This is a genomic window from Rhodococcus sp. B10 (assembly GCF_011770055.1).
In the GTDB taxonomy this organism is placed as follows: domain Bacteria; phylum Actinomycetota; class Actinomycetes; order Mycobacteriales; family Mycobacteriaceae; genus Rhodococcoides; species Rhodococcoides kyotonensis_B.
On the sequence record NZ_JAAFYV010000012.1, the window covers coordinates 38,602 to 61,064 of the forward strand.

Here is a 22,463-nt window from a genome sequence, read left to right on the forward strand (position 1 = left end):
GCGGCGATGACCAGCACGGAACGCACCGACGTCGGCACCGTCGCCGATCTGCACGCGTCGGCGACGAAGGCCACCGGCTTGTCCGACTTCGGCTCCGACGACTATCGCGAGGCGCTCGCCGTGCTGCTCGAATCGTATCGGCGGGACGCCGAACTGACCGCCGCCGGTTCGAAGATGCACCGCTACTTCCTGCGTGGCGCGCTGATCGCCCGATTGCTGAGCGAGCAGGCGTGGGCACAACACCCGGAGTACGCGTCGGTGCCGATCGAGCGGCCGATCTTCGTCACGGGCCTGCCTCGCACGGGAACCACTGCGCTGCATCGACTTCTGACCGTCGACCCGTCGCATCAAGGGTTGGAGATGTGGCTGACCGAGGTACCTGGGCCGCGTCCACCCCGCGAGACGTGGGACGCGAATCCCGTGTTCGCCGCACTGGAGAGAGGCTTCGCGCAGCATCACGTCGACCATCCCGAATTCATGGGTGTGCACTACATGTCGGCCGCCGAGGTCGAAGAATGCTGGCAGCTGCTGCGGCAGTCCGTGCAGTCGATCGCGTACGAGTGCCTCGCCTATCTGCCGACGTACTCGTCGTGGCTCGCCCAACAGAGCTGGCTCGGCGCGTACCGGCGGCACCGCCGCAACCTGCAGCTCATCGGACTGCACGACACCGACCGCCGATGGGTGCTGAAGAACCCGAGCCACCTGTTCGCGCTCGACGAGTTGCTGCAGGTCTACCCGGACGCGCTCGTCGTCCAGATGCACCGCGAACCGGCCACGATCATGCCGTCGATGTGCAGTCTCGCCGAACAGGCCACCGCCGGCTGGAGCGAGAAGTTCACCGGCGACGTCATCGGGCGCACACAACTCGACCTGTGGGAGCGTGGGCTCGAGGTGTTCGCGGCCGCGCGGGCCACGGCCGATCCGACGCAGTTCCACGACGTCGACTATCACGACTTCGTCGCCGACCCTCTCGGCACTGTCGAATCGCTCTATCGCCACTTCGGACTCCGCCTCACTGCGGAGGCGCGTACGCGGATGTCGACCCTGCACGCCGAAAGCCGTAGCGGCAACCGCAGACCCGCACACCGCTACGCTCTCAGCGACTTCGGCCTGGACAGACGCGAAGTGGAGCGGCGGTTGGGGGCCTGCTGAGCACACGCTCTATCGTTGCTCCCATGGCGACGCGCTGGCAGAACGAGAACACCCCGGACCACTCGCGACGCTACATCGAACGTTTCGACCGACTCGCGGCACAGGGCGTCGACCTGCACGGCGAAGCGCGAATGGTCGACGCGCTCCTGTCTCCCGCAAGTTCCGTCCTCGACGCCGGGTGCGGTACCGCACGTCTCGGCGCCGAACTCGCGCGCCGGGGTCACACCGTCACGGCCGTCGACCTCGATCCGGTGTTGGTCGAAGAAGCCCGCACACATCCGAACATCAGCGTGCACCTCGCCGACCTCACCGACTTCGACCTCGGGCAGACGTTCGACGCGGTCGTCGCAGCCGGCAACGTCATGGTGTTCATGACACCGGGAACCGAACGGACGGCACTCGAACGTGTTGTCGCACATATGAAACCGACAGGTGTGTTCGTCGCCGGTTTCGCGACGGACCGGCAGTACACCGTCGAGCAGTTCGACGACGACCTCGCCGCCGCGGGCTTACGCGTCGAACAGCGGTTTGCGACGTGGGACCTCCGTCCCTGGCACCCCGGCGCGGACTGGGCGGTCACGGTCGCCCGGTTGGGTCTTTAGCCACTTCTTCTCGTCTCCGACGCGTCCTAGCGTGGGAGGGTAGGACCTCGCATGAGGACGATCGTGACGAACACAGGCACGTGGGTGTACGCCGTCGTCGGAGACGGCCCGATCGACGCCGACCTTCCACCCGGCGTCGCGGGCGAACGCGTCCGCGTGATCGAGGCAGCCGGGTTGACTGCGGTGGTGGGGTCCGTCCCCTTCGACACGTTCGGCGACGAGGCGCTGCATCGCAATCTGGAGAAAGCCGACTGGCTCGACGACGTCGCTCGCGTACACGACGGCGTCGTCGGCGCTGTGGCACACACGGCCGACACGGTTCCGATGCGACTCGCGACCGTCTACTCGGACGACGACCACGTGCGGGCGACGCTGAGCGCACGTCGAACCGCGTTCGACACCGCCCTACGCCGAATTGCAGGCCGGGCCGAGTGGGGTGTGCGTGGCCGATACGTCGTTGCCTCGTGACAACGACGACGAGCCGTCCTCGCGCGCAGACATCGAGCTTTCCGTCGCTGCCGACGCGAACGACGTGTACGCCGCATTGCTGGAGGCAGCGGTGGCTGGTCGCCGGCGAGAGCCCGCGGCGCCCGAGCTCGCCGGCTCCCGTCCGTGGATGCCGCTCGTCAGCACATACCTCGTCGAACGGCGCCGCACGGGTGATTTCGCCGCGGCGGTGTCGTTTCTGAATCGCACCTACGCACGCCTCGAACTAGAACTGACGGGTCCGTGGCCGCCGTACTCGTTCACCGGCATCGACGAGGACCCGGGCCCGTCGTGATGCACGATCACTCGGTCACCGCGTCCGGTAGCGCGTCGAACCAGTCCAGCGTCGCCTGTTCGTAGCGGATGCCGAAATCCAGAGTGGCGGAATCGAATACGGACCGGTGATCCTTGCTCCTGGCCCACTCCTGGCGGTATCGCGCAAGCACCTCCTCGTGACGCCGGCGGTGTTCTTCGAGAATCTCGGCACGCCGGGTCGGATCGAGGTGCGCAGCGAACGCGATGGTGAGCAGCAGCGGGTGCCGAATGGTGGCTTCGCCGGGATCGCGGTCGATCCACCGAGCGAACGCAGCCCTACCCTCGTCGGTGATCGTGAACGGCTTCTGCGCCCGTGCACCCTGGGCGCCCGGAGCGACTAATCCGCGCGACGACAGACTGGTCAGCTCGCGATAGACCTGGCTACGCGTCACCGTCCAGAAGCCGCCGATGCAGGCCTCGGCCGTCGCATGCAGGTCCCATCCGGTCATCGGGCCGTCGTGCAGGAACCCGAGCAGCGACGCGGCGGTGGCGTTCAGTGGGGTGTCGGTCACGAATTCATCGTCACACACCTTGACATTCCACAGTGGTAGGTCGAAGCTTGAAACCGATGACATTCCACAGTGGAATGTCAGCTCCGAACGGTCTGGAGTCTGCGATGTCCTATCAACCGTCCACGTCCCACTCACCTGCGTCACGCGTGTCCGACGCCGAACGCGATTCGGCAGTCGAGGCCCTCACCGGCCACGTGTCGACGGGTCGGCTGTCGATCGACGACTTCGACGCCCGTGCCGCACGTGTCTACTCGGCCGTGACGCGCGCGGATCTGACGTCGGTGTTCGACGACCTGCCGCAGGCAACTGATCCTGAGGTCTCCGCGAAGCCGGTCCGGCGTGATCACGAGATCGCGGCGTGGGCAGGCGTCGGCGTGCTGTGCCTGGTCATCTGGGCTGTCACGTCGGTTGCGACGGGCGGCGTTCTGTACTTCTGGCCGATGTGGGTGATCGGGCCGTGGGGAGCAATGCTGGCGCTGCAACGCGTGACCGGCATACGGATGCCGATGGGCTGCGCGGGGCGTCGGGTCTACGACTGAACGATCGACGCGATCTGGAACCGTGCACCCAGCGGGTCCGCGATGCCCGCGATGCGTCCGAACGGGGAGTCCTTTGCGGCGTCGACGACCGTCCCTCCGAGTGCGGTCACTTTCTCGACTGCAGCATCGGTGTCGTCGACTCCGAAATAGAGCCGCCAGTGCGACGGGACGTCGGCCTGCAGGTATCTGTCGGCGTCCATGATGCCCGCCACCATGTCACCAGCGACGAAGCCCTGGGAGTACCGGAACTCGTCCGTGTCTCCCAGAACGCCGTACGTCCATCCGAACACCGACTCGTAGAACTCCAGTGCAGCGCCGTAGTGGTGCGTGAATTGCTCGTGCCAGACGGGTGTGCCGTGCTCACCCCACAGCCCGTAGCCGCGATGCCGGTCGGCCTGCCAGATGCCGGTGACCGCTCCCCCGGCGTCGACCACCAGCGCCATGGCGCCCTGATCACCGACTTGCATGGCAGGACACAGCACCTGCGCGCCCGCGTCGACGGACTTGTCGACGCTCGCCTTCGCGTCGGCGGACGCAATGTAGGTGTTCCACACGTTCGTGATCGTGGCGCCGGGCATCTGCCCGCCGAGACCCGCCACCGGCACGTCGTTCTTCAGGAACGTGGTGTACCCGCCGTACTCGGCTTCCTTGCTGACATCGGCTTCCCATCCGAACAGGCCGTTGTAGAACGACACGACGGTGCGGGGATCCGAACTGGTCAGATCGACCCAGCACGGAGCATCGACCAGGTAATCCTTGGCAGGCATGCACACAAGGTACGCGGATGGTACGACACTCACAGCACATCGGCAGGGGCAATGCATGTTTCCTCACAGCCGATCCGTGGAATGTCTCGAGCATGGCTACATACCAGTTACGCGGCGCAGACGACGCCGTACTCGCGCAGACCGAACTGCCCTCCGACACCCGCGCGATGGCGTGGATGGTCTCGGCAGCCACCGTCAACCGTCGCGCGCTCGACGGCCGACGATGGGAAGGCTTCCGGCTCGACGACTCCGGATGGGAGCACCGATTCTCGGGTGCGCACCGGGCCGCGACTGCGCCACCGGTGCGCGCTTAGTCGGACTCCGCTACAACTTTTCGCGCACGGGCGGCGTAGCCGCACATACGTGGGAAGATGGAACGCATGTCTGCATCGTCGCCTCTCCCGCTCGATCCCATCGCAGAAGCCCACCGTCAGTGGACCAAGCATGGATGGGGAGACGTGGCCGACGGGATGGCTGCCGTCACATCGCTGATGCGCGCGCAACAGATCATGCTCGCCCGCGTCGAGGAAGTGCTCAAGCCCACAGGACTTACGTTCTCGCGCTACGAATTACTGACACTGCTCACGTTCACGAAGAACGGCGCGCTGCCGATGGCGAAGGCCAGCGCCCGCCTCCAGGTTCACCCGACGAGCGTCACCAATGCCGTCGACCGACTGGAGGCTGCGGGATACGTCCAGCGCACACCGCATCCCAGCGATCGCCGCACGACACTCGTGGAGATCACCGAGTCAGGTCGCGCGCTCGCTGTGGATGCCACCGAGAAACTGAACGACCAGGTGTTCGGCAAGCCGGGACTGGCCAAGGAACGCCTGACGTCGCTGGTACGCATTCTCGCCGAACTGCGTCGTGCCGCGGGCGATTTCGACGACGCAGGCACCGGTTCTGCCTGGTAATTCGGTAGAGCGCTCATGACGAAGGGGCTGCGCTCGCGTGAACGCGCGAGAGCAGCCCCTTAGTCGTGGCTCAGCGGTGGGTGAACTTCGCCTGCCGCTTCTCGATGAACGCGGTCATGCCTTCCTTCTGATCGTCGGTGGCGAACGTCGAATGGAACAGACGACGCTCGAACCGAACACCCTCTGCGAGAGTCGATTCGAAGGACCGGTTGACCGCATCCTTCGCCATCATCGCGACCGGTAGCGACATCTCGGCGATCGTCGTCGCAGTCTCGAGTGCGTCGTCGAGCAGTTCCGCAGCGGGCACGATGCGAGACACGAGACCGGCGCGCTCGGCCTCGTCGACCTTCATGTTGCGGCCGGTCAAGACCATCTCCATCGCCTTGGCCTTGCCGACGGCACGCGTAAGGCGTTGCGATCCACCGATTCCCGGAATGACACCGAGCTTGATCTCGGGCTGACCGAACACTGCGGTATCCGACGCGATCAGCACGTCGCACATCATGGCAAGTTCGCACCCGCCACCGAGCGCGTAGCCCGACACAGCGGCAACGATGGGAGTGCGTGCGGCGCTGAGTCGATCCCAAGCACTGAAGAAGTCGTCCTGGTACACGTCCATGTACGACTTCGGCTGCATCTCCTTGATATCGGCGCCTGCCGCGAACGCCTTCTCCGAACCCGTGATCAGGATGGCACCGATGCCTTCGTCGGCGTCGAGATCCTCGACGGCTCCGACGACTTCACGCATCAGCTGGGAGTTCAACGCGTTCAGGGCCTTCGGCCGATTCAGCGTGATGATGCCGACGCGGCCGCGACGCTCGAGCAGGATCGTCTCGAAGTCGGTCATTCGGCCGCCCCCGTCGAACGCTCGCGGATGTCGTTGATGATGCCGGAGAAGTCGACATCGGTTCCGCCGCCGGAGGTTTCCTTGAACTTGGAGTAGATCTCCGCCGCCTGCAGGCCGAGAACTCCCTCGACGCCGTTGGCGCGCAACGCGTTCGCCGCCAGACCGAGATCCTTGTCCATCAACGCGGCCGCGAAGCCCGGCTTGTAGTCGTTGTTGGCGGGGCTCGTCGGAACCGGGCCAGGGACAGGACAGTTGGTGGTCAACGCCCAGCATTGACCCGACGCCGTCGACGACACGTCGTACAGCGCCTGGTTGCTGAGGCCCAACTTCTCGCCGAGTACGAACGCCTCGCTGATCGCGATCATGGAGACACCGAGAATCATGTTGTTGCAGATCTTCGCGGCCTGGCCGTTGCCCGCCTGACCGCAGTGCACGACCTTGCGTCCCATGACGTCGAGAACCTCTGCAGCGGACGCGAAGTCCTCCTCGGAACCGCCGACCATGAACGTCAGCGTTCCCGCCGCGGCACCACCGACGCCACCCGACACGGGCGCGTCGAGACCGCGGTGGCCCGCTGCCTCGATCAGCTTGTGTGCGGCATGGGCGTCGGCGACGTCGATGGTGGAGCTGTCGATGAACAGCGTCCCAGGTGTCGCAGCAGGCAGCAGTTCCTCGTAGAGACCGAGGACGAGACGCCCGTTCGGAAGCATCGTGATGACGATGTCCGCACCCTGCACGGCCGCGACAGCCGAATCGACGACGGTCACCCCGTCCGACTTCGCCTGCGTCAAAGCAGCTTCGACGAGATCGAAGCCCTGGACCGTATATCCGGCCTCGACGAGATTCGCTGCCATCGGGCCACCCATGTGGCCGAGGCCGACGAAGCCGATCGTCTTCCCACTCATGCGTTCTTCTCCAGACCTAGTTCGGTGTCACCCAACGGCGCGAAGTACCGATCGACGTCGGCGTCGGTCACGTCTGCGAGTGTTGCAGGCGACCACTTCGGATTTCTGTCCTTCTCGACCACCTGCGCACGGATGCCTTCGACGAGATCGTGCGACTCGAGCGATGCGAGAGACACGCGGTACTCGTCGTTCAGTACCTCTTCGAGCGACGACGCCGCGGCCGCACGCCGCAGCGACTTCAGCGTCACTTTCAAAGACACCGGCGACTTCGACTCGATGTCCGACGCCGCCTTCTCCGCGTCGGGAATTCCACTGCCGCGCAGCCCTTCCACGATCGCTTCGACGATGTCCGCACCGTAGTAGCGGTCGATCCATTCGCGCGACGCGGCGAGCGACGACGCCGGAGCCTCGTCGGTGAACTCCTCGAGCGCCGCCGACAACGAGCCGGTCTCGAGCGCGTCGTAGAACTTCTCGAGGTTCTCCGACGGCATGTAGTGATCGGCGAAGCCGGCGGCGATGGCGTCGCCTGCATCCATGCGAGCGGTCGTCAGACCGAGATGTGTTCCGAGCTCGCCGGGGGCACGCGAGAGCAGGTACGTGCCACCGACGTCGGGAACGAAGCCGATCCCGACCTCGGGCATCGCGATCTTCGAGCGTTCGGTGACGATGCGGGTGTTGCCGTGCGCCGACAATCCGACGCCTCCACCCATGACAACGCCGTCCATGATGGCGACGTAAGGCTTGTCGAAGCGCGCGATCGCCGCGTTGAGGACGTACTCGTCGCGCCAGAAGTCCTTGGACCCGCTACCGCCGTCCTTGGCGTCGTGATAGATCGACACGATGTCGCCGCCCGCGCACAGCCCACGCTCGCCGGCGCCGACGAGGAGCACCAGTTCGACCTCGTCGTTCGATGCCCACTCGTCGAGCTTCGGCGCAATCTGTTGCACCATCGCATGATTGAGCGCGTTGATGGCTTTCGGTCGGTTCAGCGTGATCCGGCCGACGCCGCCGCGGACGTCGAACAGAACTTCGGGCTCTGTGCCCCCTGGTCGTTCCGCCGGCTCTACTGCTGTCATGCTGCTCCTACTATCGAGCGAGCCACGACGACTCGCATGATCTCGTTGGTTCCTTCGAGGATCTGGTGCACGCGGAGATCGCGGACGATCTTCTCGACACCGTACTCGGCAAGATACCCGTAGCCACCGAGCAGTTGCAGCGCATCGTTGGCGACCTCGAAGCCTGTGTCGGTGGCGAATCGCTTTGCCATCGCGCACAGTTCGACCTTGTCCGGCGCGTTGTTCTGCAGAGCATCCGCAGCACGCCACAGCATGGTGCGTGCTGCTTCGAGCTCGGTCTTCATGTCCGCCAACCGGAACTGCAAGGCCTGCTGATCGAGCAGTCTGCTACCGAACGCCTTACGGTCCAACAGATACGCGACAGCCTTCTCCAGCGCGCTCTGCGCGCCACCGATCGAACACGCCGCGATGTTGAGACGGCCGCCGTTGAGGCCGTTCATCGCGATGCGGAAGCCCTCGCCCTCACCGCCGAGCAAATTCGCCGCAGGCACTCGGACGTCCTCGAAGATGACCTGACGCGTCGGCTGCGCGTTCCAGCCCATCTTCTTCTCGTTCGCACCGAACGACAGGCCCGCCGAATCCTTCGGCACGATGATCGCCGAGATCCCCTTCGGACCCGCATCCCCGGTACGCACCATCACGACATAGACATCCGACGTTCCCGCACCGGAGATGAATTGCTTGACCCCGTTGAGGACGTAGTCGTCGCCGTCGCGAACAGCCTTGGTGGACAGGGCCGATGCGTCGGAGCCCGCCCCCGGCTCGGTGAGGCAGTAGCTGCCGAGCTCGTCCATCGAGCACAACCCCGGCACCCACTGACGACGTTGCTCGTCGGTGCCGTAGGTGTCGATCATCCACGTCACCATGTTGTGGATCGAGATGTACGCCGCCAGCGACGGATCACCCGTCGCCAACTGCTCGAAGATCCTGGCCGCGTCCACACGTGTCAGACCCGACCCGCCGACTTCCTCGTCGACGTAGATTCCGCCCATTCCCAGACCCGCTGCCTTACGCAACACGTCCACCGGAAAGTGCTTGTTCTGATCCCACTCGACGGCATTCGGCGCCAGGAACTCGTCGGCGAAATCCCTCGCCGTGGAGTTGATGGCCTTCTCGTCCTCGGTCAATGTGAACATGGATCAGTCCATGTTGGGGATGACGAAGTGGTTCGAGGCAGCTGCCTCCTTGGTGCCGGACGGCCACCGCTGCGTGACGGTCTTGGTCTTGGTGTAGAAGCGCACCGAGTCGGGGCCGTGCTGGTTGAGATCGCCGAAGCCGGAACGCTTCCAGCCACCGAAGGTGTGGTACGCGATCGGCACCGGGATCGGAACGTTGACGCCGACCATGCCCACCTGCACACGCGTCGTGAAGTCGCGGGCGGTGTCACCGTCGCGGGTGAAGATCGAGACACCGTTGCCGTACTCGTGCTCGGTCGGCAGACGCAGCGCGTCCTCGTAGTCCTTGGCGCGCACCACGATCAGGACAGGGCCGAAGATCTCTTCCTTGTAGATGCGCATGTCCGTGGTGACCTTGTCGAACAGCGTTGCACCGGCGAAGAATCCGTTCTCGTGGCCTTCGAGACGGAAGTCGCGGCCGTCGACGACGAGCTCGGCGCCCTCGTCGATACCGATCTGCGTGTAGTCGTTGACTCGCTTCAACGCGTCGGCTCCGACGAGCGGACCGAAATCGGCGTCCTCGTCGTCGCTGCGACCGATCTTCAGCGTCGCGACGCGTTCCTTCAGCTTGGCGACGAGCGCATCAGCGGTCTCCTCGCCGACGGGCACTGCGACGGAGATGGCCATGCACCGCTCGCCCGCCGAGCCGTACGCAGCCCCCAGCAGAGCGTCGGCGACCTGGTCCATGTCGGCGTCGGGCATGACGAGAGCGTGGTTCTTCGCACCGCCGAAGCACTGGGCGCGCTTGCCGTTCTTGGCGGCTTCCTCGTAGATGTACTGCGCGATCGGCGTCGAGCCGACGAAGCCGATGGCCTTGACACGGTCGTCGTTCAGCAGCACGTCGACGGCGTTCTTGCCGCCGTTGACGACATTGAAGATGCCCGGGGGCAGACCTGCCTCGAGGAACAGCTCGGCCAGCTTCAGGGGCACGGACGGGTCACGCTCGGACGGCTTGAGGATGAACGCGTTACCGCAGGCGATGGCCGGGCCTGCCTTCCACAGCGGGATCATCGCCGGAAAGTTGAACGGGGTGATACCCGCGACGACGCCGAGAGGCTGACGCATCGAGTAGACGTCGATGCCGCCGCCCGCGCCCTCGGTGAACTCGCCCTTGAGCAGGTGCGGGATACCGGTCGCGAACTCGACGACCTCGAGGCCACGCTGGATGTCGCCCTTGGCGTCGGCGATGGTCTTGCCGTGCTCGGACGACAGCAAACGTGCCAGCTCGTCCATGTCGCGGTTGATCAGCTGCAGGAACTTCATCAACACGCGGGCACGGCGCTGCGGGTTCCAGCGCGCCCACTCGACCTGCGCCTGCTCGGCGTCGGCGATGACGGCCTCGACCTCGGCATCACTGGCGAGAGGCACCCTGGCCTGAACCTCACCGGTGTTGGGGTCGTAGACGTCGCCGAAGTTGCCCGACTCTCCGGGGACATGCTTGCCGCCGATGAAATGCGTGAGTTCGCGAGCCATTGAAATCCGTCCTAACAGGTACGAGAAGGTGAAGTGTGCTCATCCTATAGTCGGACTTCCATGTATGTCGAGGGGTCTCGCTACGTGCGCGCGAATGTATAGCGGGCTATACATTCGCGCGCACGTGGGGCGAAGCCCCCTACAGCCGTCGATAGAACGCCCTCAGATCCTCGACACCCCGCGTGACCTCGTGCTCGTCCGATCCCGTCGACCGCAGGGCCCGCCTGAGCACCATCATGTCGAGGTCGTCCACGGCGGGTGCGAAGTCGGGTTTCGGCAGCGCCGGGAACTCCATCTCGTCGCCGAACCAGTCGTCCGTCCCGACCTCGACCTCCGCCTCACCGACTCCCTCGATCAACTGGTCGAGATCCACCCCGCGCAGCGTCAGGATCGTCGTCGCGGACGCGTCGATGTGCTCGGCCGCGATGTACATCAGCGCGGCCGCGTGCTTGCACGGCCACCCGTCGTCGGGGCAGGTGCAGTCGAAGTCGAGTTGCCCCTTGTCGTGCGGCAGCAACGTCGACGCCAACGCCTGCGGTATCGCGTTGGATGCGAGTTCCGCGAGCATCCCCGGATTCGACGACACTCGATCCACCAGCGCGTCGATCTGCCCCGAGGACAGTGGATCGACCATCACCGACGCCGAGAACGGCTCGAGCTGACTGCCCTGCACCTCGCCGTAGATCTGCCCGCGCTCGACGCCGAGGTTCAGCACCTGTCCCCCACGCGCGTACGTTCGGCCGCGCGCGATGCGCCCCGGGTCGGCGAGTTCTTCCATCGCCGTCACGAAATGACGGCCCCACCACGTCTGCCCGAATGCTCCTCGCTTGTTGCGAGCTTCGATGCCGCCCTTGGCTTGTCGACGTTTCCCGTACTGACTGAAGTCGGCCATCACTCACCCACCGCGTCGTCACCCAGCCGGAACAGCTCGCGCAGCTCACCGGTGTCCATCTCGGTGACCCAGTTCTCCCCCGTGCCGACGGTCATGTCGGCCAATTCCTGCTTGGACGTGAGCATTCCGACGATGCGCTCCTCGATCGTGCCGACGCACAACAACTTGTGGACCTGCACGTTCTTGCGCTGACCGATACGGAAGGCACGGTCGGTCGCCTGGTTCTCCACCGCCGGGTTCCACCATCGATCCATGTGCACGACGTGGTTGGCCTTCGTCAGGTTCAGGCCCGTACCACCGGCTTTCAGCGACAGGATCATGATCGGCGGACCGTCGTCGCGCTGGAAGTTCTCGACCATGCGGTCACGCTTCGACTTGGTCACCGCCCCGTGCAGGAACGGAACCTCGGTACCGAACCGTTCGGCGAGGTACGGGGCGACGATGTCACCGAACTCGCGAAACTGCGTAAAAAGCAACGCTTTCTCGTTGTCGCCGAGCACCGCGTCGAGAATGTCTTCGATCAGTCCGACTTTCCCCGAACGATGCTGCCCGCGCCGCAGCACCGGCGACCCGTCGGACAGAAAATGCGCGGGGTGATTGCACACCTGCTTGAGTCGCGTGATTGCCGCCAGCACCGCGGCTTTGCGTTTCATGCCCTTCTTGTCGGCGATCTGCGCCATCATCTCGTCGACGACTGCCTTGTACAACGCCGCCTGCTCGGCCGTGAGATTCGACCGCACCGTCATCTCGTTCTTCTCCGGCAGATCCGAGATCACCGCCGGATCGGTCTTGACGCGTCGCAGGATGAACGGCGACGTGATCGCCCGCAGCCGCGTCACCGCACCCTCGTCGCCCTCCCGCTCGATCGGCACCGAGAAGCGGTTCCGGAAATCCGACGGCTTTCCCAGCATCCCCGGGTTGGCGAAATCGAGGATGGATCGCAGCTCGTCCAGTCGGTTCTCGACGGGTGTGCCCGTCAGCGCGAGCTTGTGTTCGGCGGGAATCGCCCGGGCGGCCCTGGCCTGGGACGTGGTCGAGTTCTTGATGTGCTGGGCTTCGTCGAGCACCATCCGGCGCCAGGTCTGCGCTGCGAGCCGCTCACGGTCCTTCGCCATCAGCGCATACGTGGTGACGACGAGATCGTGCTCGCCGACGGCCTTGTCGAAGTCGTCGGCCCGCAGCCGCGTCGGCCCGTGGTGGACCATCACACGCAGGTGCGGGGTGAACTTCGCCGCCTCCCGTTGCCAGTTTCCGACCACGGACATCGGCGCGACGAGAAGCGTCGGCGACGGGCTGCTCTCGTGCGCGAGAAGGGCCAGGACCTGCAGTGTCTTACCGAGGCCCATGTCGTCGGCGAGCACGGCACCGAGGCCGAGACGACTCATGAACGCAAGCCAGGACAGGCCCCGCTCCTGGTACGGCCGCAGCACGGCGTCGACGGTCTCGGGCGTCGGAATCTGCTCCGGGGACGCGCCGGGTTCGAGCAGCGTCGCCGCCCAACCCGACGCCTGCACCTCCCCGACGGGCACCGGCGGCGGTTCCGCGATCGTCATCTCTCGCACCAATTTGCCGAACGGGGTGCCGTCGCCATGGTGTTCGGCCACGTACCTCGCGGCCCGCGCGAGCTGGCTTCCATCGGCCATGACCCAGGTGCCCCGGAGACGAACGAGATCTCCCTTGGCCACGGCGAGCCGATTCATCTCGGCCTCGGTCAGAACCATGTCGCCGAGCTGCAGCTGCCAGTCGTACGACACGAGTTCGTCCATCCCGACGGCCCGATTGTCCGCGGCCTTGCTGACGGGTACGTCGACGCGCAACCGCATCGACGGATCGAGACGTGTCCACGCGCGCGGCAGCAGCACGGCGACGCCCGCGGACTGCAGCGCGGTCGCACCGTGCTCGACCAGGTCGATGACGACCGACGTCGGCAGCAACAGGTCGAGCGAGTTCGGGGCGTTCGGCAGATCCCGCAGGCGCGGATACGCGGCGACGGCCTCACCCACCTTGCGGACGGCCGTGCTGAGCAGCGACGCGTCGACGCGTCGGTTCATCGGAACGGGCATGGGCGCGTCGTCGCCGACACGCAGGCACACCTGGAGAGTCCAGAGAAGCTCGTCCTCGGTGTCCTCGGTGTCCTCGTCGTCGTCGGGCTCGAGCAGCCGCAGCACGAGCGACGGCTCGTCGACGGTCAGGCTGGCTCGCCAGGTGTCCAGCAGCGTCGCAGTCTGTTGAACGCCCTCGAGGTAGGGCTCGTCGTCGACGAGCGCCTGCCACATCGGATGTTCCGTATTCGGTTTGCCGAGAATCGATCTCACGATCGGGTCGGTGAGCTCGTCGACAATGCTGCCGAGCAGCTGCCTCGGTCGACCCGTGGCACGCAGCGCGGGCGGCATCGCGACAGCGAGTTCGCTGAGCCAGGCGCGCTGACGCTCCCCACCGACGAGCGTCCATCGTGGCCACCACTGGCCGTCGGCGCGCGTCAGTGTGGGGACGACGCGCCCGGCCTTCGCCCACGCTTCGATTCCGCGGGCGACGTGACCGAGGTAGCGCAGGTCCCCGGAGATTCCGGAGTGCGACGACGGAGTGCGCAGCAGCAATTCCGCGGCATTCATGGGAGCAAGAGCGATGGCCGGGATCTGCGCTGTGTCGGCCCGACCGGAAGCCGACGGGAACGCGACGGTTGCACGAGCGCGAAAAGTCCTGGTCAGCGCGCGTGCATGTGCAGCGGGAAGTTCGGGCTCGTGTCCGGTGGAGAGCTCGTCGTTCCACAGCATCAGGCCCTCTTCCGTGGACCAGAGACCGTGCAGCATGGTGTCCATCCAATCAGGTTGGGCATGGTGTTCCAGTGGTGACCCGCGGGGTGCGGATTCCCGCTCCGAGACACGCGAAAGTGGAACACCATGCCCATCCTTTGCTTGCTTTTGGCACAGTGGATGCATGATCGCGTATGGATTCAGCGAGTACGGCGGGCCCGAAACCGAGTATTTTCTCGACATTCCGATCCCGGATCCTGGACAGGGTCAGCTCCTGATCGCGGTCCACGCCGCGGGCGTCAATCCCGCCGATTGGAAAGTCAGATCCGGCAATCGCAAGGACACCGTGCAGACGCAGTTGCCCGCGGTCCTCGGCCGCGAGGTAGCAGGAACGGTCGTTCAGGTCGGCACCCACACCGACGGCTTCTCGGTCGGCGACGAGGTGTTCGGGTCGACCGCAGCTGGACACGGCGGATACGCGCAGTACACCGTGCTCAACGCCGCGAACGCGGCCGCCAAGCCCGAATCCGTGTCGTTCGCCGTCGCCGCCACGTTGCCGGTCGCGGCAGGTACCGCGTACGACGCGTTGGACCAACTCGCCCTGCACAAGAAGGACACGCTGCTCGTTCTGGGTGCGGGCGGTGGCGTCGGCTCGGCGGCGCTGCAACTGGCACGCGCCGACGGCATCTCGACCATCGGCGTCGCCAGTGCGCGCAAGAAGGACTGGGTGAACAGCCTCGGTGCGACGTTCGTGGAATCCGGCGAGAACTTCACGGACTCGCTCGACCGTGCCGTCGACGGAATCTTCGACCTGGTCGGAGGAGATACCCTGCGCGCCGCCGCAGCGCACACCACGCCCGGCGCACCGATCATCAGCGTCGCCGATCCGGTGCTCGCCGCGTCACTCGGAGGATCGGGAGTCGCACGCGATCGCAGCGCCGCGGCATTCACCCGGCTCGCCGAACTGGTCGCGTCGGGAGTTCTTCGGCCGCACATCGAATCGACGTTCCCGCTCGAGCGTGCAGGCGAGGCACTGGCAGCCGTCGAGAGCGGACACGCGACGGGCAAGGTCGTCGTCGAGGTGAGCTGACCGTGTCGGACCCGTACGGCACACTTCTTGCCGAAGGTTCGAAATCGCCGACGATTGGGTGTGTGTGAAGAAGCTGCGTATTGCGCTGCTGTTGGTGGTCGTCACGTTGGCGATGTCGGCGTTCGGGTCGTGCGACACGTCGAACATCCCCGGTTTTTCCGCGCCCCCTCCTGCGCCCGGAAGCCCCACGCGCGCACAGATAGACGAGCTTCTCGGTCGAGTGCACGTCGTCGCGGCACGCCCCGACGCGGTCGGCTACGAGCGAGGATGCAAGAGCGGTCAGGGGTGCGTGTTCGGGCCTGCATGGACCGACGACTACGACGGCCCCGGCGGTCACGACGGCTGCGGTACCCGAGACAACGTTCTCGCCAAGGACATGACCGACCTCGTGTTCAAGCCGGGCACGCGTAACTGCGTCGTGCTCGAAGGCACTCTCGCCGATCCCTATTCGGGCACCGTCATGAAGTTCAGCAAGTCCGACGCGAGCAAGGTCCAGATCGACCACGTCTACCCGTTGTCCGCGGCGTGGGACATGGGAGCCAACGGATGGCTGCCCGAGAAGCGCGTCCAGTTCGCCAACGACATCGACTTCAATCTGTTGGCGGTCGGCGGTACCGACAACCAGTCGAAGAGCGATAGCACTCCGGCACAGTGGCTTCCGCCGAATGCGGCGTACCACTGCTTCTATGCAGGCAAATACCTGTCCGTCGCGGCCCAGTACGGGCTGTCGATCACCCAGGCCGACCAGCGAGCATTGGCGTCGATCTCCGAGAAGTGCTGAGCGTAAAGTACTGACGATGTCGCGCAGCTTCCTCAACCGTGAAACTCAGTTCTGCATGTCGTTGTCGGGACGACCGAGCAACATCGGTACGCGATTCCACAACTACCTGTACGACGAACTCGACCTGAACTTCGTCTACAAGGCATTCACGACGACCGATCTTTCCGCCGCGATCGGTGGAGTTCGCGCACTGGGCATCCGCGGGTGCGCCGTGTCGATGCCGTTCAAGGAGGACGTCATCGCACTCGTCGACGTGATGCACGATTCGGCGAGCGCCATCGACTCGGTCAACACCATCGTCAACGAGAACGGCGTACTGCACGCCTACAACACCGACTATCAGGCCGTCGCGAATCTGCTCGCGTCGTCCGGGTTCGCGACCGACTGGTCCGTCGCCGTCACCGGAAGCGGAGGAATGGCCAAGGCCGTCGTTGCCGCACTTCGTGATTCGGGCTTCACCGACGGAACCGTCGTCGCCCGCAACACCGACACCGGACGAGCCTTGGCCGACGCGTACGGATACGCCTATTCCCAGGACACCGTCGACGCAGACCTCCTCGTCAACGTCACCCCCATCGGCATGGACGGCGGCCCCGACGCCGACGCATCCCCGTTCTCGGACGATCGAATCTCCGCCGCGCAGGCCGTGTTCGACGTCGTCGCCATGCCGTCGGAGACACCGTTGATCGTCGCGGCTCGTGCGGCCGGCAAACCCGTCGTCACCGGCGCCGAGGTCATCGCGCTGCAGGCGGCCGAGCAATTCCACCTGTACACCGGGGTCCGGCCGACCGACGAGCAGGTGCGACGGGCGTCGGAATTCTCGCGACGCTAGCTCAGTCGCAGACCGCCTTGGCCTCGTCCTCGGCGGTCGCGAGTGCGCCGGACTCGTACTCGCCGATCGCCGCGACCTTCGCCGCGGACGCCGACGCCGGGTCGAACGTGTAGCCGAGCCATTCCTTGGCCAGACGTCGAGCGAGCTCGATACCGATCACGCGCTGTCCCATGCACAACACCTGGGCGTCGTTGCTGAGCACCGCGCGTTCGACCGAGAAACTGTCGTGGGCCGTCACAGCCCGAACACCGGGTACCTTGTTGGCGCTGATCGCAACTCCGAGGCCGGTACCACAGACGAGCAGCGCACGGTCGGCAGTACCGTCGGCGATCATGCGGGCTGCCGTGACCGCGACATGGGGGTACGCCGTGTGCTCGTCGTCGCCGACGCCTACATCGGCGACCGATTCGACTCTCTCGTCGTTCCGAAGATCGGCCAGCAGTGCCTGCTTGTACTGGAGACCTGCGTCGTCACAGCCGACGACGATGCGGAGTTTGTTCATGATCGGAGTCCTCGTGTCGTGAAGAGTTCGGCGACGGTGGCTACACACATCGCCAGTGAGATCGCGCCCGCGTCGGGTGTACCGACGCTTTTCTCGGCGAGCGGGCGTGCCCGTCCTACCCTCGGGCGTAGTTCGGCCGTGTCGTCGGCTGCCGTTCGCGCCACGACAACTGCATCGGTCCATGCGGTTCGCCACTCGTTTCCGCCGGCCACCGATTTCTCGATCGCGCCCACGAACGGGTCGAACGCGTCGAGCATCGTCTTGTCTCCGAGCGCCGCCCCACCGAGCGACGTCAGCGCGTCGTAGCCTGCTCGGAGCGCCTCGGCGACGGCACGGTCGTCGGGAGTTCCCTTGTTGCCGAGTCGGTTTCCGATGGCGGTCAGGGCGGCGCCCCACAAGACGCCGGATGTGCCTCCGGCTTTCGCAGCCCACGCGGATCCGGCCGCGGCCAGAACAGAACCGGCTCCACCCCGACGCGAGACAGCCTCGTCGGCCGCCTTGCTTCCCGCAGCTGTGCCCTTGACCATTCCGCGGCCATGATCGCCGTCACCGGCCACGGCGTCGATCCGTCCGAGCTCGTCCTCGGCGTCGGCCATCCGCTCGGCGAGAGCTTTCAGCGAGGCTGCGACAAATGTGCCGCAATCGCGAGAGGATTCGTCCGACTCGGGGAGGGTGTCGGCGTCGACGGCAGCAACTGCATCGCTGGACCGCCGCTGCCCCGCGTCGGCGTCGACGATTCCCTTGCGGTAGGCCGGGGTGTCGGCGGGCGAGGTCCACAACCGCTCGAGTTCGTCGTCGAGCCACATGACGGTCAGCGAGCAGCCTGCCATGTCGAGGCTCGTGACGAGTTCTCCCACCTCCGGATCCACGATCGTGTACCCGGCGTCCCGCAGGCGTGCGGCCGCCCCGGACCATACGACGAACAATTCTTCGTACTTGGTACGTCCGAGTCCGTTGAGGATGACCGCGATTCGGTCGCCACTGCCCGCGGGCTTCTCCGCCAGCACTCCGTCGACGAGGAGTTCCGCGAGTTCCGACGCCGTGGGCATGGCGTGCGAGGACACCCCGGGTTCGCCGTGGATACCGAGACCGAGATCCATCGTCCCCTGTGCCACCGTGAACAGCGGATCGGCGGCACCCGGCATCGTGCAGCCGTCGAAGGCGACGCCGAGCGTACGGGTCGCGTCGTTCGCCGCGATACCCACACGTTCGACGCCGTTCATGTCGTATCCGGAATCGGCTGCTGCAGAAGCACATCGGAACACCGTGAAATCTCCGGCGATTCCGCGGCGCTTGGCAATCTGGTCTTTCGGTGCGCTCGCGATATCGTCCGTGACTGCGAGATATCGCGCGTCGATACCCTCGGACCTCAGCTTCTGCACTGCCAGACCGAAGTTCATGACGTCACCGGCGTAGTTTCCGGTCGTCAGCAGTACCCCTCCCCCGTTGTCCGCGGCCCGCGCGACCGACGCCGCGTCGTCGGCGGACGGCGAGGTGAAGATGTTGCCCACCACAGCGCCGTCGGCGAATCCGCGACCGACCACGCCGCAGAAGGCGGGATAGTGACCGGAACCGCCGCCGACCACGACGGCCGCCTTTCCCTGCGGTGTCTCGGTCGCGCGGACGACACCCCCGGGCACGCCCACCACGTACCGAGCGTTGGCGTCGAGAAAACCGTCCAGCATGTCCTCCATGAAGGAGGACGGATCGTTGAAAAGCTTCGTCACGGCAGTTCCTATCGGAGTCGACGACCGGAATCGCGGTCGAACAAGTAGATGCGTTCGGCCGGAGCCGAGAGCGCGCAGCGGTCGTGGGTGCGGAACCGCTCGCGCGCAGGTGTCTGCACGACGAACGTCTCGCCGCCGGTCGCGGCGACCGTCGCCTGACCGAACTCCATCAGGTGTTCGAAGTAGTCCACCGACACGGCGATCTGCCCCGCTCTCGGTGCGCCGGAGGCCAGAACGGCGTCCTGGGGCCGAATTCCGACCTTGACGAGGGTGCCGTCGGCAACCTTCTTCGCCGCGACGGGCAACATCCCGCCTCCGATCTCGACGGACGTCTCGCCACCGGACGAGCGGACGATTCCATCGACGACGTTGATCTGCGGTTCGCCGACGAAGCCTGCCACGAACAGGTTCGCCGGGTCGTCGAACACTTCGTCGGGCGTCCCGAACTGCTGGATGACGCCGCCGTCCATGACCGCGAGCCGGTCTGCGAGGCTCAACGCCTCGACCTGATCGTGGGTGACGACGATCGTCGTGTAGCCGAATTCACGTTGCAGCATCTTGAGCTCGCGTCGAACACGTTGGCGCGCAGACGCATCGAGATGCGACAACGGCTCGTCGAGCAGCAGCACCGGTGGGTTGCGCACGAGTGCCCGCGCCAATGCGACGCGCTGCTTCTGACCGCTCGACAGACCGGCGGGCCTCAGATCGAGAAGGTCGTCCATCTCGAGTCGCCGGGCGATGGAATTCACCAATTCGTCGGCGTTCTTGACCTTGCGCGCCTTCAGCCCATACGCAAGGTTCTCGCGGATGGTCAACGGCGGATACAGCGCGTAACTCTCGAATCCGACACCGACTTCGCGTTTTCCTGGAGGGAGGTCGGTGATCGTCCGGTCACCGATGCGTATCTGGCCACTGGTCACGGTTTCCAGACCGGCGATCATCCGGAGGGTGGTGGTCTTGCCGCACCCCGACGGCCCCAGCAACGCAACTAGTTCCCCCGGCTCGATCGCCAGGTCGATTCCCTTGACCGCTTTGAACTCCTCGCGCCCACGCGAGGAGTACGTCTTGACCAGAGTGTCGAGCGTGAGACTCTGTGCCACTGCGGTCGGCTTGGTCTGTACGGCAGTCATCTACTGCTCCTTCGCATCTGCAGCGCCGAGTCGCTTCGTCTCGAAGTCGGAACGACCGTCGACGCCGGCGAAGAGGTGGATATCGGAAGCGTCGACGGAGACGGTGACTCTGGCTCCCTCGGTGATGTGGCGACCGCCCTTGGACAATGCGATCAGCGTCGTACCACCGAGATCCACCGACACCTCGACGTCGCGACCGAGTCGTTCCGCCAGCACGACGGTGCCGTCGAACGACAACTTCCCGGGCTCTGCCCTCTCCAGGACCTCCACGTCGCACGGGCGGATTCCGATGCGTACGGAGTCGCCGTCGGACAGTCCCAGCTTCCGCGGCACCGGGATGTCGAGCGAACTACCGAGCACCCTCGACAGGCCGTCGTCGACGGTCGCGTCGTAGAGGTTGATCTCGGGTTGACCGAGCGCTTTGGCGACGAACGTGTCCGCCGGTGCACGCCAGATGTTCTCGGGCGTATCCACCTGCACGACGCGGCCCTCGCGGAGAATCGCGATGCGATCTCCCAGTGCGAGTGCCTCCTGGTAGTCGTGGGTGACGTACACCGTCGTCGTGTTCGACATCTCGCCGAGTTGCCTCAGTTCGACGCGCATCGACGCACGAAGCTTCGCGTCGAGGTGCGACAGAGGCTCGTCGAGCAGGTACACGTCCGCGGGTCGCACCAGCACTCGGCCGAGTGCCACACGCTGACGCTGGCCGTTGGACAGCTCACGCGGAAAACGTTGCAGAAGATGGTCGATACCGAGAGTCTTGGTCACGGCCGCGATCCGCGCGGTCTGTTCGGCCTCGCTGTACTTGCCGGTCCGTCCGGACTTCAGCGGCGACGCCAGGTTCTGCGACACCGTCTTCTGCGGATACAACGCGTAACTCTCGAACGCCATCGCGACGTTGCGGTGGTACGGCTCGACGGACGTCATGTCCGTGCCTGCGATGTGAACGGCGCCTTCGTCGACGTCGACCAGTCCGGCAATGGATTTGAGCGTCGTCGTCTTACCCGCACCCGATGGCCCGAGAATGACGAAGAACTCGCCGTCGGCGATGTCGAGATCGATACCGTCGATGCCGATCTTCTTGCCGTATTTCTTGCTGAGTCCCTTGATCGCCAAGTGTGCCATCTAGGATTTCACCGCCCCGAAGGAGAGACCGCGAACCAGGTAACGCTGAATCGTGAGCGCCAGGATCAGCGGTGGAAGTGCTGCGATGACGGCCGCCGCCGCAGTGAGGTTGTAGTAGGCCTGTCCTCCGCCACCGAGGAACTTCGTGATCGCGACGGTGACCGTGCTGGCATTGCTGTCCGACAGAATCAACGGGAACACGTAGTTGTTCCACGCGAAGATGAAGGCCAGCAGCGCCGCGGCCGCGATCCCCGGTCGCACGAGCGGCAGCGCCACCATCACGAAAGCCCGTGTGCGGGTGTATCCGTCGAGAAGCGCAGCCTGTTCGAGATCTTCCGGCAGGTCCTGGAAGTACGAACGCAGAATCCAGACGACGAGCGGCATCGTGACCAGTTGAAGCACCCAGATCATGCCGACCTTCGTGTCGAAGAGTCCGATCTGGTTGTAGATGACGAACAGCGGCACGATGACCATCAGCTCGGGTGCGAAGCGGAAGGACAGCATCTGGAACATCAGGTCGTTGCTGCCTTTGTACTGCCACCGGCCCGCCGCGTAGGCAGCGGGAATACCGATGACGAGCGACACGATCACCGCGCCACCGCAGTTGATGAGGCTGGTGAGCAACGAGGACGTGAAGTCGACACTCGTCAGGTCGGTTCCACGCTGACTCAGCACCGTCGCGAAGTTCTCGAACGTAGGGGTGAAGGCGAAGTAGGTGCTGGTCTGCTCGGCGTCGGACTTCAGTGCGAGCAGCACCATCCACACGATCGGGAACAGCGAGAAGACGAACCACACGAGCAGCACGACGTCCGCTGCGACCGACGCCGGCGTGAACCGACGCTGTCCGGGAAGCAATTCCTTGGCCATG

Annotated in this window: 24 protein-coding genes; 10 read left to right on the forward strand and 14 right to left on the reverse strand. The window is 65.3% G+C overall.

The window, feature by feature from the left end; all coding sequences use genetic code 11:
* Positions 1-6 precede the first annotated feature (6 nt).
* The 4 genes from RhoFasB10_RS10170 (at position 7) to RhoFasB10_RS26635 (ending at position 2,535) form a co-directional block, all read left to right on the forward strand.
* On the forward strand, positions 7-1,152 hold the full coding sequence (locus tag RhoFasB10_RS10170; protein WP_167676271.1) for a sulfotransferase: 1,146 nt from the start codon (positions 7-9) through the stop codon (positions 1,150-1,152).
* Between the two features lie 23 nt (positions 1,153-1,175).
* Entirely contained in the window at positions 1,176-1,754 is a 579-nt protein-coding gene (locus RhoFasB10_RS10175; protein WP_167676273.1) for a class I SAM-dependent methyltransferase, read from the forward strand.
* A 63-nt stretch (positions 1,755-1,817) separates the two neighbouring features.
* Positions 1,818-2,222: a GvpL/GvpF family gas vesicle protein gene (locus tag RhoFasB10_RS26630; protein ID WP_308115254.1), complete on the forward strand. Its 405-nt coding sequence runs from the start codon at positions 1,818-1,820 to the stop codon at positions 2,220-2,222.
* A complete protein-coding gene (locus RhoFasB10_RS26635; protein WP_308115253.1) occupies positions 2,197-2,535 on the forward strand; it encodes a GvpL/GvpF family gas vesicle protein in 339 nt (112 codons plus the stop codon). The genes RhoFasB10_RS26630 and RhoFasB10_RS26635 overlap by 26 nt, the downstream gene beginning before the upstream one ends.
* 7 nt (positions 2,536-2,542) lie before the next feature.
* On the opposite strand, the gene RhoFasB10_RS10185 is transcribed toward RhoFasB10_RS26635, so the two are convergent.
* Positions 2,543-3,067 (reverse strand): helix-turn-helix transcriptional regulator, encoded by a 525-nt coding sequence (locus RhoFasB10_RS10185; protein WP_308115252.1) that lies wholly within the window; start codon positions 3,065-3,067, stop codon positions 2,543-2,545.
* Positions 3,068-3,171: 104 nt separating this feature from the next.
* Between RhoFasB10_RS10185 and RhoFasB10_RS10190 the strand changes: the two genes are divergently transcribed.
* Positions 3,172-3,606, forward strand: coding sequence for a DUF1707 domain-containing protein (locus tag RhoFasB10_RS10190; protein ID WP_167676277.1), 435 nt, complete (start codon positions 3,172-3,174; stop codon positions 3,604-3,606).
* On the opposite strand, the gene RhoFasB10_RS10195 is transcribed toward RhoFasB10_RS10190, so the two are convergent.
* The gene (locus RhoFasB10_RS10195; RefSeq protein WP_167676279.1) at positions 3,597-4,373 is read right to left on the reverse strand and encodes a VOC family protein; all 777 of its coding nucleotides are present in this window, start codon (positions 4,371-4,373) and stop codon (positions 3,597-3,599) included. The two genes, RhoFasB10_RS10190 and RhoFasB10_RS10195, sit on opposite strands and share 10 nt — an antisense overlap.
* A gap of 92 nt (positions 4,374-4,465) precedes the next feature.
* Between RhoFasB10_RS10195 and RhoFasB10_RS10200 the strand changes: the two genes are divergently transcribed.
* Positions 4,466-4,687 carry a hypothetical protein gene (locus RhoFasB10_RS10200; RefSeq protein ID WP_167676281.1) on the forward strand — a complete coding sequence of 74 codons (222 nt, stop codon included), beginning with the start codon at positions 4,466-4,468 and terminating at the stop codon, positions 4,685-4,687.
* A 66-nt stretch (positions 4,688-4,753) separates the two neighbouring features.
* Positions 4,754-5,287 carry a MarR family transcriptional regulator gene (locus RhoFasB10_RS10205; RefSeq protein WP_068427079.1) on the forward strand — a complete coding sequence of 178 codons (534 nt, stop codon included), beginning with the start codon at positions 4,754-4,756 and terminating at the stop codon, positions 5,285-5,287.
* Positions 5,288-5,357: 70 nt separating this feature from the next.
* On the opposite strand, the gene RhoFasB10_RS10210 is transcribed toward RhoFasB10_RS10205, so the two are convergent.
* The 7 genes from RhoFasB10_RS10210 to RhoFasB10_RS10240 all read right to left on the reverse strand — a co-directional run bounded on the left by RhoFasB10_RS10210 (position 5,358) and on the right by RhoFasB10_RS10240 (position 14,465).
* Positions 5,358-6,134, reverse strand: coding sequence for an enoyl-CoA hydratase (locus tag RhoFasB10_RS10210; protein WP_068426944.1), 777 nt, complete (start codon positions 6,132-6,134; stop codon positions 5,358-5,360).
* Entirely contained in the window at positions 6,131-7,039 is a 909-nt protein-coding gene (gene mmsB / locus RhoFasB10_RS10215; protein WP_068426948.1) for a 3-hydroxyisobutyrate dehydrogenase, read from the reverse strand. Before mmsB ends, RhoFasB10_RS10210 begins: the two co-directional genes overlap by 4 nt.
* A complete protein-coding gene (locus RhoFasB10_RS10220; RefSeq protein WP_068426951.1) occupies positions 7,036-8,115 on the reverse strand; it encodes an enoyl-CoA hydratase/isomerase family protein in 1,080 nt (359 codons plus the stop codon). The genes mmsB and RhoFasB10_RS10220 overlap by 4 nt, the downstream gene beginning before the upstream one ends.
* The gene (locus RhoFasB10_RS10225) at positions 8,112-9,251 is read right to left on the reverse strand and encodes an isobutyryl-CoA dehydrogenase (RefSeq protein WP_068426954.1); all 1,140 of its coding nucleotides are present in this window, start codon (positions 9,249-9,251) and stop codon (positions 8,112-8,114) included. The genes RhoFasB10_RS10220 and RhoFasB10_RS10225 overlap by 4 nt, the downstream gene beginning before the upstream one ends.
* Positions 9,252-9,254: 3 nt before the next feature.
* Positions 9,255-10,763 (reverse strand): CoA-acylating methylmalonate-semialdehyde dehydrogenase, encoded by a 1,509-nt coding sequence (locus RhoFasB10_RS10230; RefSeq protein WP_068426956.1) that lies wholly within the window; start codon positions 10,761-10,763, stop codon positions 9,255-9,257.
* A gap of 139 nt (positions 10,764-10,902) precedes the next feature.
* Positions 10,903-11,655, reverse strand: coding sequence for an SWIM zinc finger family protein (locus tag RhoFasB10_RS10235; RefSeq protein WP_068426958.1), 753 nt, complete (start codon positions 11,653-11,655; stop codon positions 10,903-10,905).
* A complete protein-coding gene (locus RhoFasB10_RS10240) occupies positions 11,655-14,465 on the reverse strand; it encodes a DEAD/DEAH box helicase (RefSeq protein ID WP_167676368.1) in 2,811 nt (936 codons plus the stop codon). The genes RhoFasB10_RS10235 and RhoFasB10_RS10240 overlap by 1 nt, the downstream gene beginning before the upstream one ends.
* 127 nt (positions 14,466-14,592) lie before the next feature.
* On the opposite strand from RhoFasB10_RS10240, the gene RhoFasB10_RS10245 reads away from it, so the two are divergent.
* The 3 genes from RhoFasB10_RS10245 (at position 14,593) to RhoFasB10_RS10255 (ending at position 17,111) form a co-directional block, all read left to right on the forward strand.
* Complete coding sequence (locus tag RhoFasB10_RS10245) at positions 14,593-15,498, forward strand: NADP-dependent oxidoreductase (protein WP_167676283.1); 906 nt, start codon at positions 14,593-14,595, stop codon at positions 15,496-15,498.
* Between the two features lie 112 nt (positions 15,499-15,610).
* A complete protein-coding gene (locus tag RhoFasB10_RS10250) occupies positions 15,611-16,279 on the forward strand; it encodes an HNH endonuclease family protein (protein WP_167676369.1) in 669 nt (222 codons plus the stop codon).
* A gap of 16 nt (positions 16,280-16,295) precedes the next feature.
* Positions 16,296-17,111 carry a shikimate 5-dehydrogenase gene (locus tag RhoFasB10_RS10255; protein WP_167676285.1) on the forward strand — a complete coding sequence of 272 codons (816 nt, stop codon included), beginning with the start codon at positions 16,296-16,298 and terminating at the stop codon, positions 17,109-17,111.
* Position 17,112: 1 nt separating this feature from the next.
* On the opposite strand, the gene RhoFasB10_RS10260 is transcribed toward RhoFasB10_RS10255, so the two are convergent.
* The 5 genes from RhoFasB10_RS10260 to RhoFasB10_RS10280 are packed head-to-tail and all read right to left on the reverse strand — an operon-like array spanning position 17,113 to position 22,462.
* Complete coding sequence (locus tag RhoFasB10_RS10260) at positions 17,113-17,613, reverse strand: ribose-5-phosphate isomerase (protein WP_167676287.1); 501 nt, start codon at positions 17,611-17,613, stop codon at positions 17,113-17,115.
* Positions 17,610-19,340 carry a dihydroxyacetone kinase family protein gene (locus RhoFasB10_RS10265; protein WP_167676289.1) on the reverse strand — a complete coding sequence of 577 codons (1,731 nt, stop codon included), beginning with the start codon at positions 19,338-19,340 and terminating at the stop codon, positions 17,610-17,612. The genes RhoFasB10_RS10260 and RhoFasB10_RS10265 overlap by 4 nt, the downstream gene beginning before the upstream one ends.
* Before the next feature lie 8 nt (positions 19,341-19,348).
* Positions 19,349-20,470, reverse strand: coding sequence for an ABC transporter ATP-binding protein (locus RhoFasB10_RS10270; protein WP_167676291.1), 1,122 nt, complete (start codon positions 20,468-20,470; stop codon positions 19,349-19,351).
* Positions 20,471-21,595 carry an ABC transporter ATP-binding protein gene (locus RhoFasB10_RS10275; RefSeq protein ID WP_167676293.1) on the reverse strand — a complete coding sequence of 375 codons (1,125 nt, stop codon included), beginning with the start codon at positions 21,593-21,595 and terminating at the stop codon, positions 20,471-20,473.
* Entirely contained in the window at positions 21,596-22,462 is an 867-nt protein-coding gene (locus tag RhoFasB10_RS10280) for a carbohydrate ABC transporter permease (RefSeq protein WP_068426969.1), read from the reverse strand.
* Position 22,463: the final 1 nt, after the last annotated feature.

Coding starts and splice junctions, on each gene's coding strand:
- RhoFasB10_RS10250 (WP_167676369.1), top strand. CDS start 15,611: ATGTCGGCGTTCGGGTCGTGCGACACGTCGAACATCCCCGGTTTTTCC.
- RhoFasB10_RS10235 (WP_068426958.1), bottom strand. CDS start 11,655: ATGGCCGACTTCAGTCAGTACGGGAAACGTCGACAAGCCAAGGGCGGC.
- RhoFasB10_RS10190 (WP_167676277.1), top strand. CDS start 3,172: ATGTCCTATCAACCGTCCACGTCCCACTCACCTGCGTCACGCGTGTCC.
- RhoFasB10_RS10260 (WP_167676287.1), bottom strand. CDS start 17,613: ATGAACAAACTCCGCATCGTCGTCGGCTGTGACGACGCAGGTCTCCAG.
- RhoFasB10_RS10195 (WP_167676279.1), bottom strand. CDS start 4,373: ATGCCTGCCAAGGATTACCTGGTCGATGCTCCGTGCTGGGTCGATCTG.
- RhoFasB10_RS10200 (WP_167676281.1), top strand. CDS start 4,466: ATGGCTACATACCAGTTACGCGGCGCAGACGACGCCGTACTCGCGCAG.
- RhoFasB10_RS10205 (WP_068427079.1), top strand. CDS start 4,754: ATGTCTGCATCGTCGCCTCTCCCGCTCGATCCCATCGCAGAAGCCCAC.
- RhoFasB10_RS10240 (WP_167676368.1), bottom strand. CDS start 14,465: ATGCTGCACGGTCTCTGGTCCACGGAAGAGGGCCTGATGCTGTGGAAC.
- mmsB (WP_068426948.1), bottom strand. CDS start 7,039: ATGAGTGGGAAGACGATCGGCTTCGTCGGCCTCGGCCACATGGGTGGC.
- RhoFasB10_RS10245 (WP_167676283.1), top strand. CDS start 14,593: ATGATCGCGTATGGATTCAGCGAGTACGGCGGGCCCGAAACCGAGTAT.
- RhoFasB10_RS10225 (WP_068426954.1), bottom strand. CDS start 9,251: ATGTTCACATTGACCGAGGACGAGAAGGCCATCAACTCCACGGCGAGG.
- RhoFasB10_RS10170 (WP_167676271.1), top strand. CDS start 7: ATGACCAGCACGGAACGCACCGACGTCGGCACCGTCGCCGATCTGCAC.
- RhoFasB10_RS10275 (WP_167676293.1), bottom strand. CDS start 21,595: ATGGCACACTTGGCGATCAAGGGACTCAGCAAGAAATACGGCAAGAAG.
- RhoFasB10_RS10230 (WP_068426956.1), bottom strand. CDS start 10,763: ATGGCTCGCGAACTCACGCATTTCATCGGCGGCAAGCATGTCCCCGGA.
- RhoFasB10_RS10270 (WP_167676291.1), bottom strand. CDS start 20,470: ATGACTGCCGTACAGACCAAGCCGACCGCAGTGGCACAGAGTCTCACG.
- RhoFasB10_RS10175 (WP_167676273.1), top strand. CDS start 1,176: ATGGCGACGCGCTGGCAGAACGAGAACACCCCGGACCACTCGCGACGC.
- RhoFasB10_RS10210 (WP_068426944.1), bottom strand. CDS start 6,134: ATGACCGACTTCGAGACGATCCTGCTCGAGCGTCGCGGCCGCGTCGGC.
- RhoFasB10_RS10220 (WP_068426951.1), bottom strand. CDS start 8,115: ATGACAGCAGTAGAGCCGGCGGAACGACCAGGGGGCACAGAGCCCGAA.
- RhoFasB10_RS10280 (WP_068426969.1), bottom strand. CDS start 22,462: ATGGCCAAGGAATTGCTTCCCGGACAGCGTCGGTTCACGCCGGCGTCG.
- RhoFasB10_RS10255 (WP_167676285.1), top strand. CDS start 16,296: ATGTCGCGCAGCTTCCTCAACCGTGAAACTCAGTTCTGCATGTCGTTG.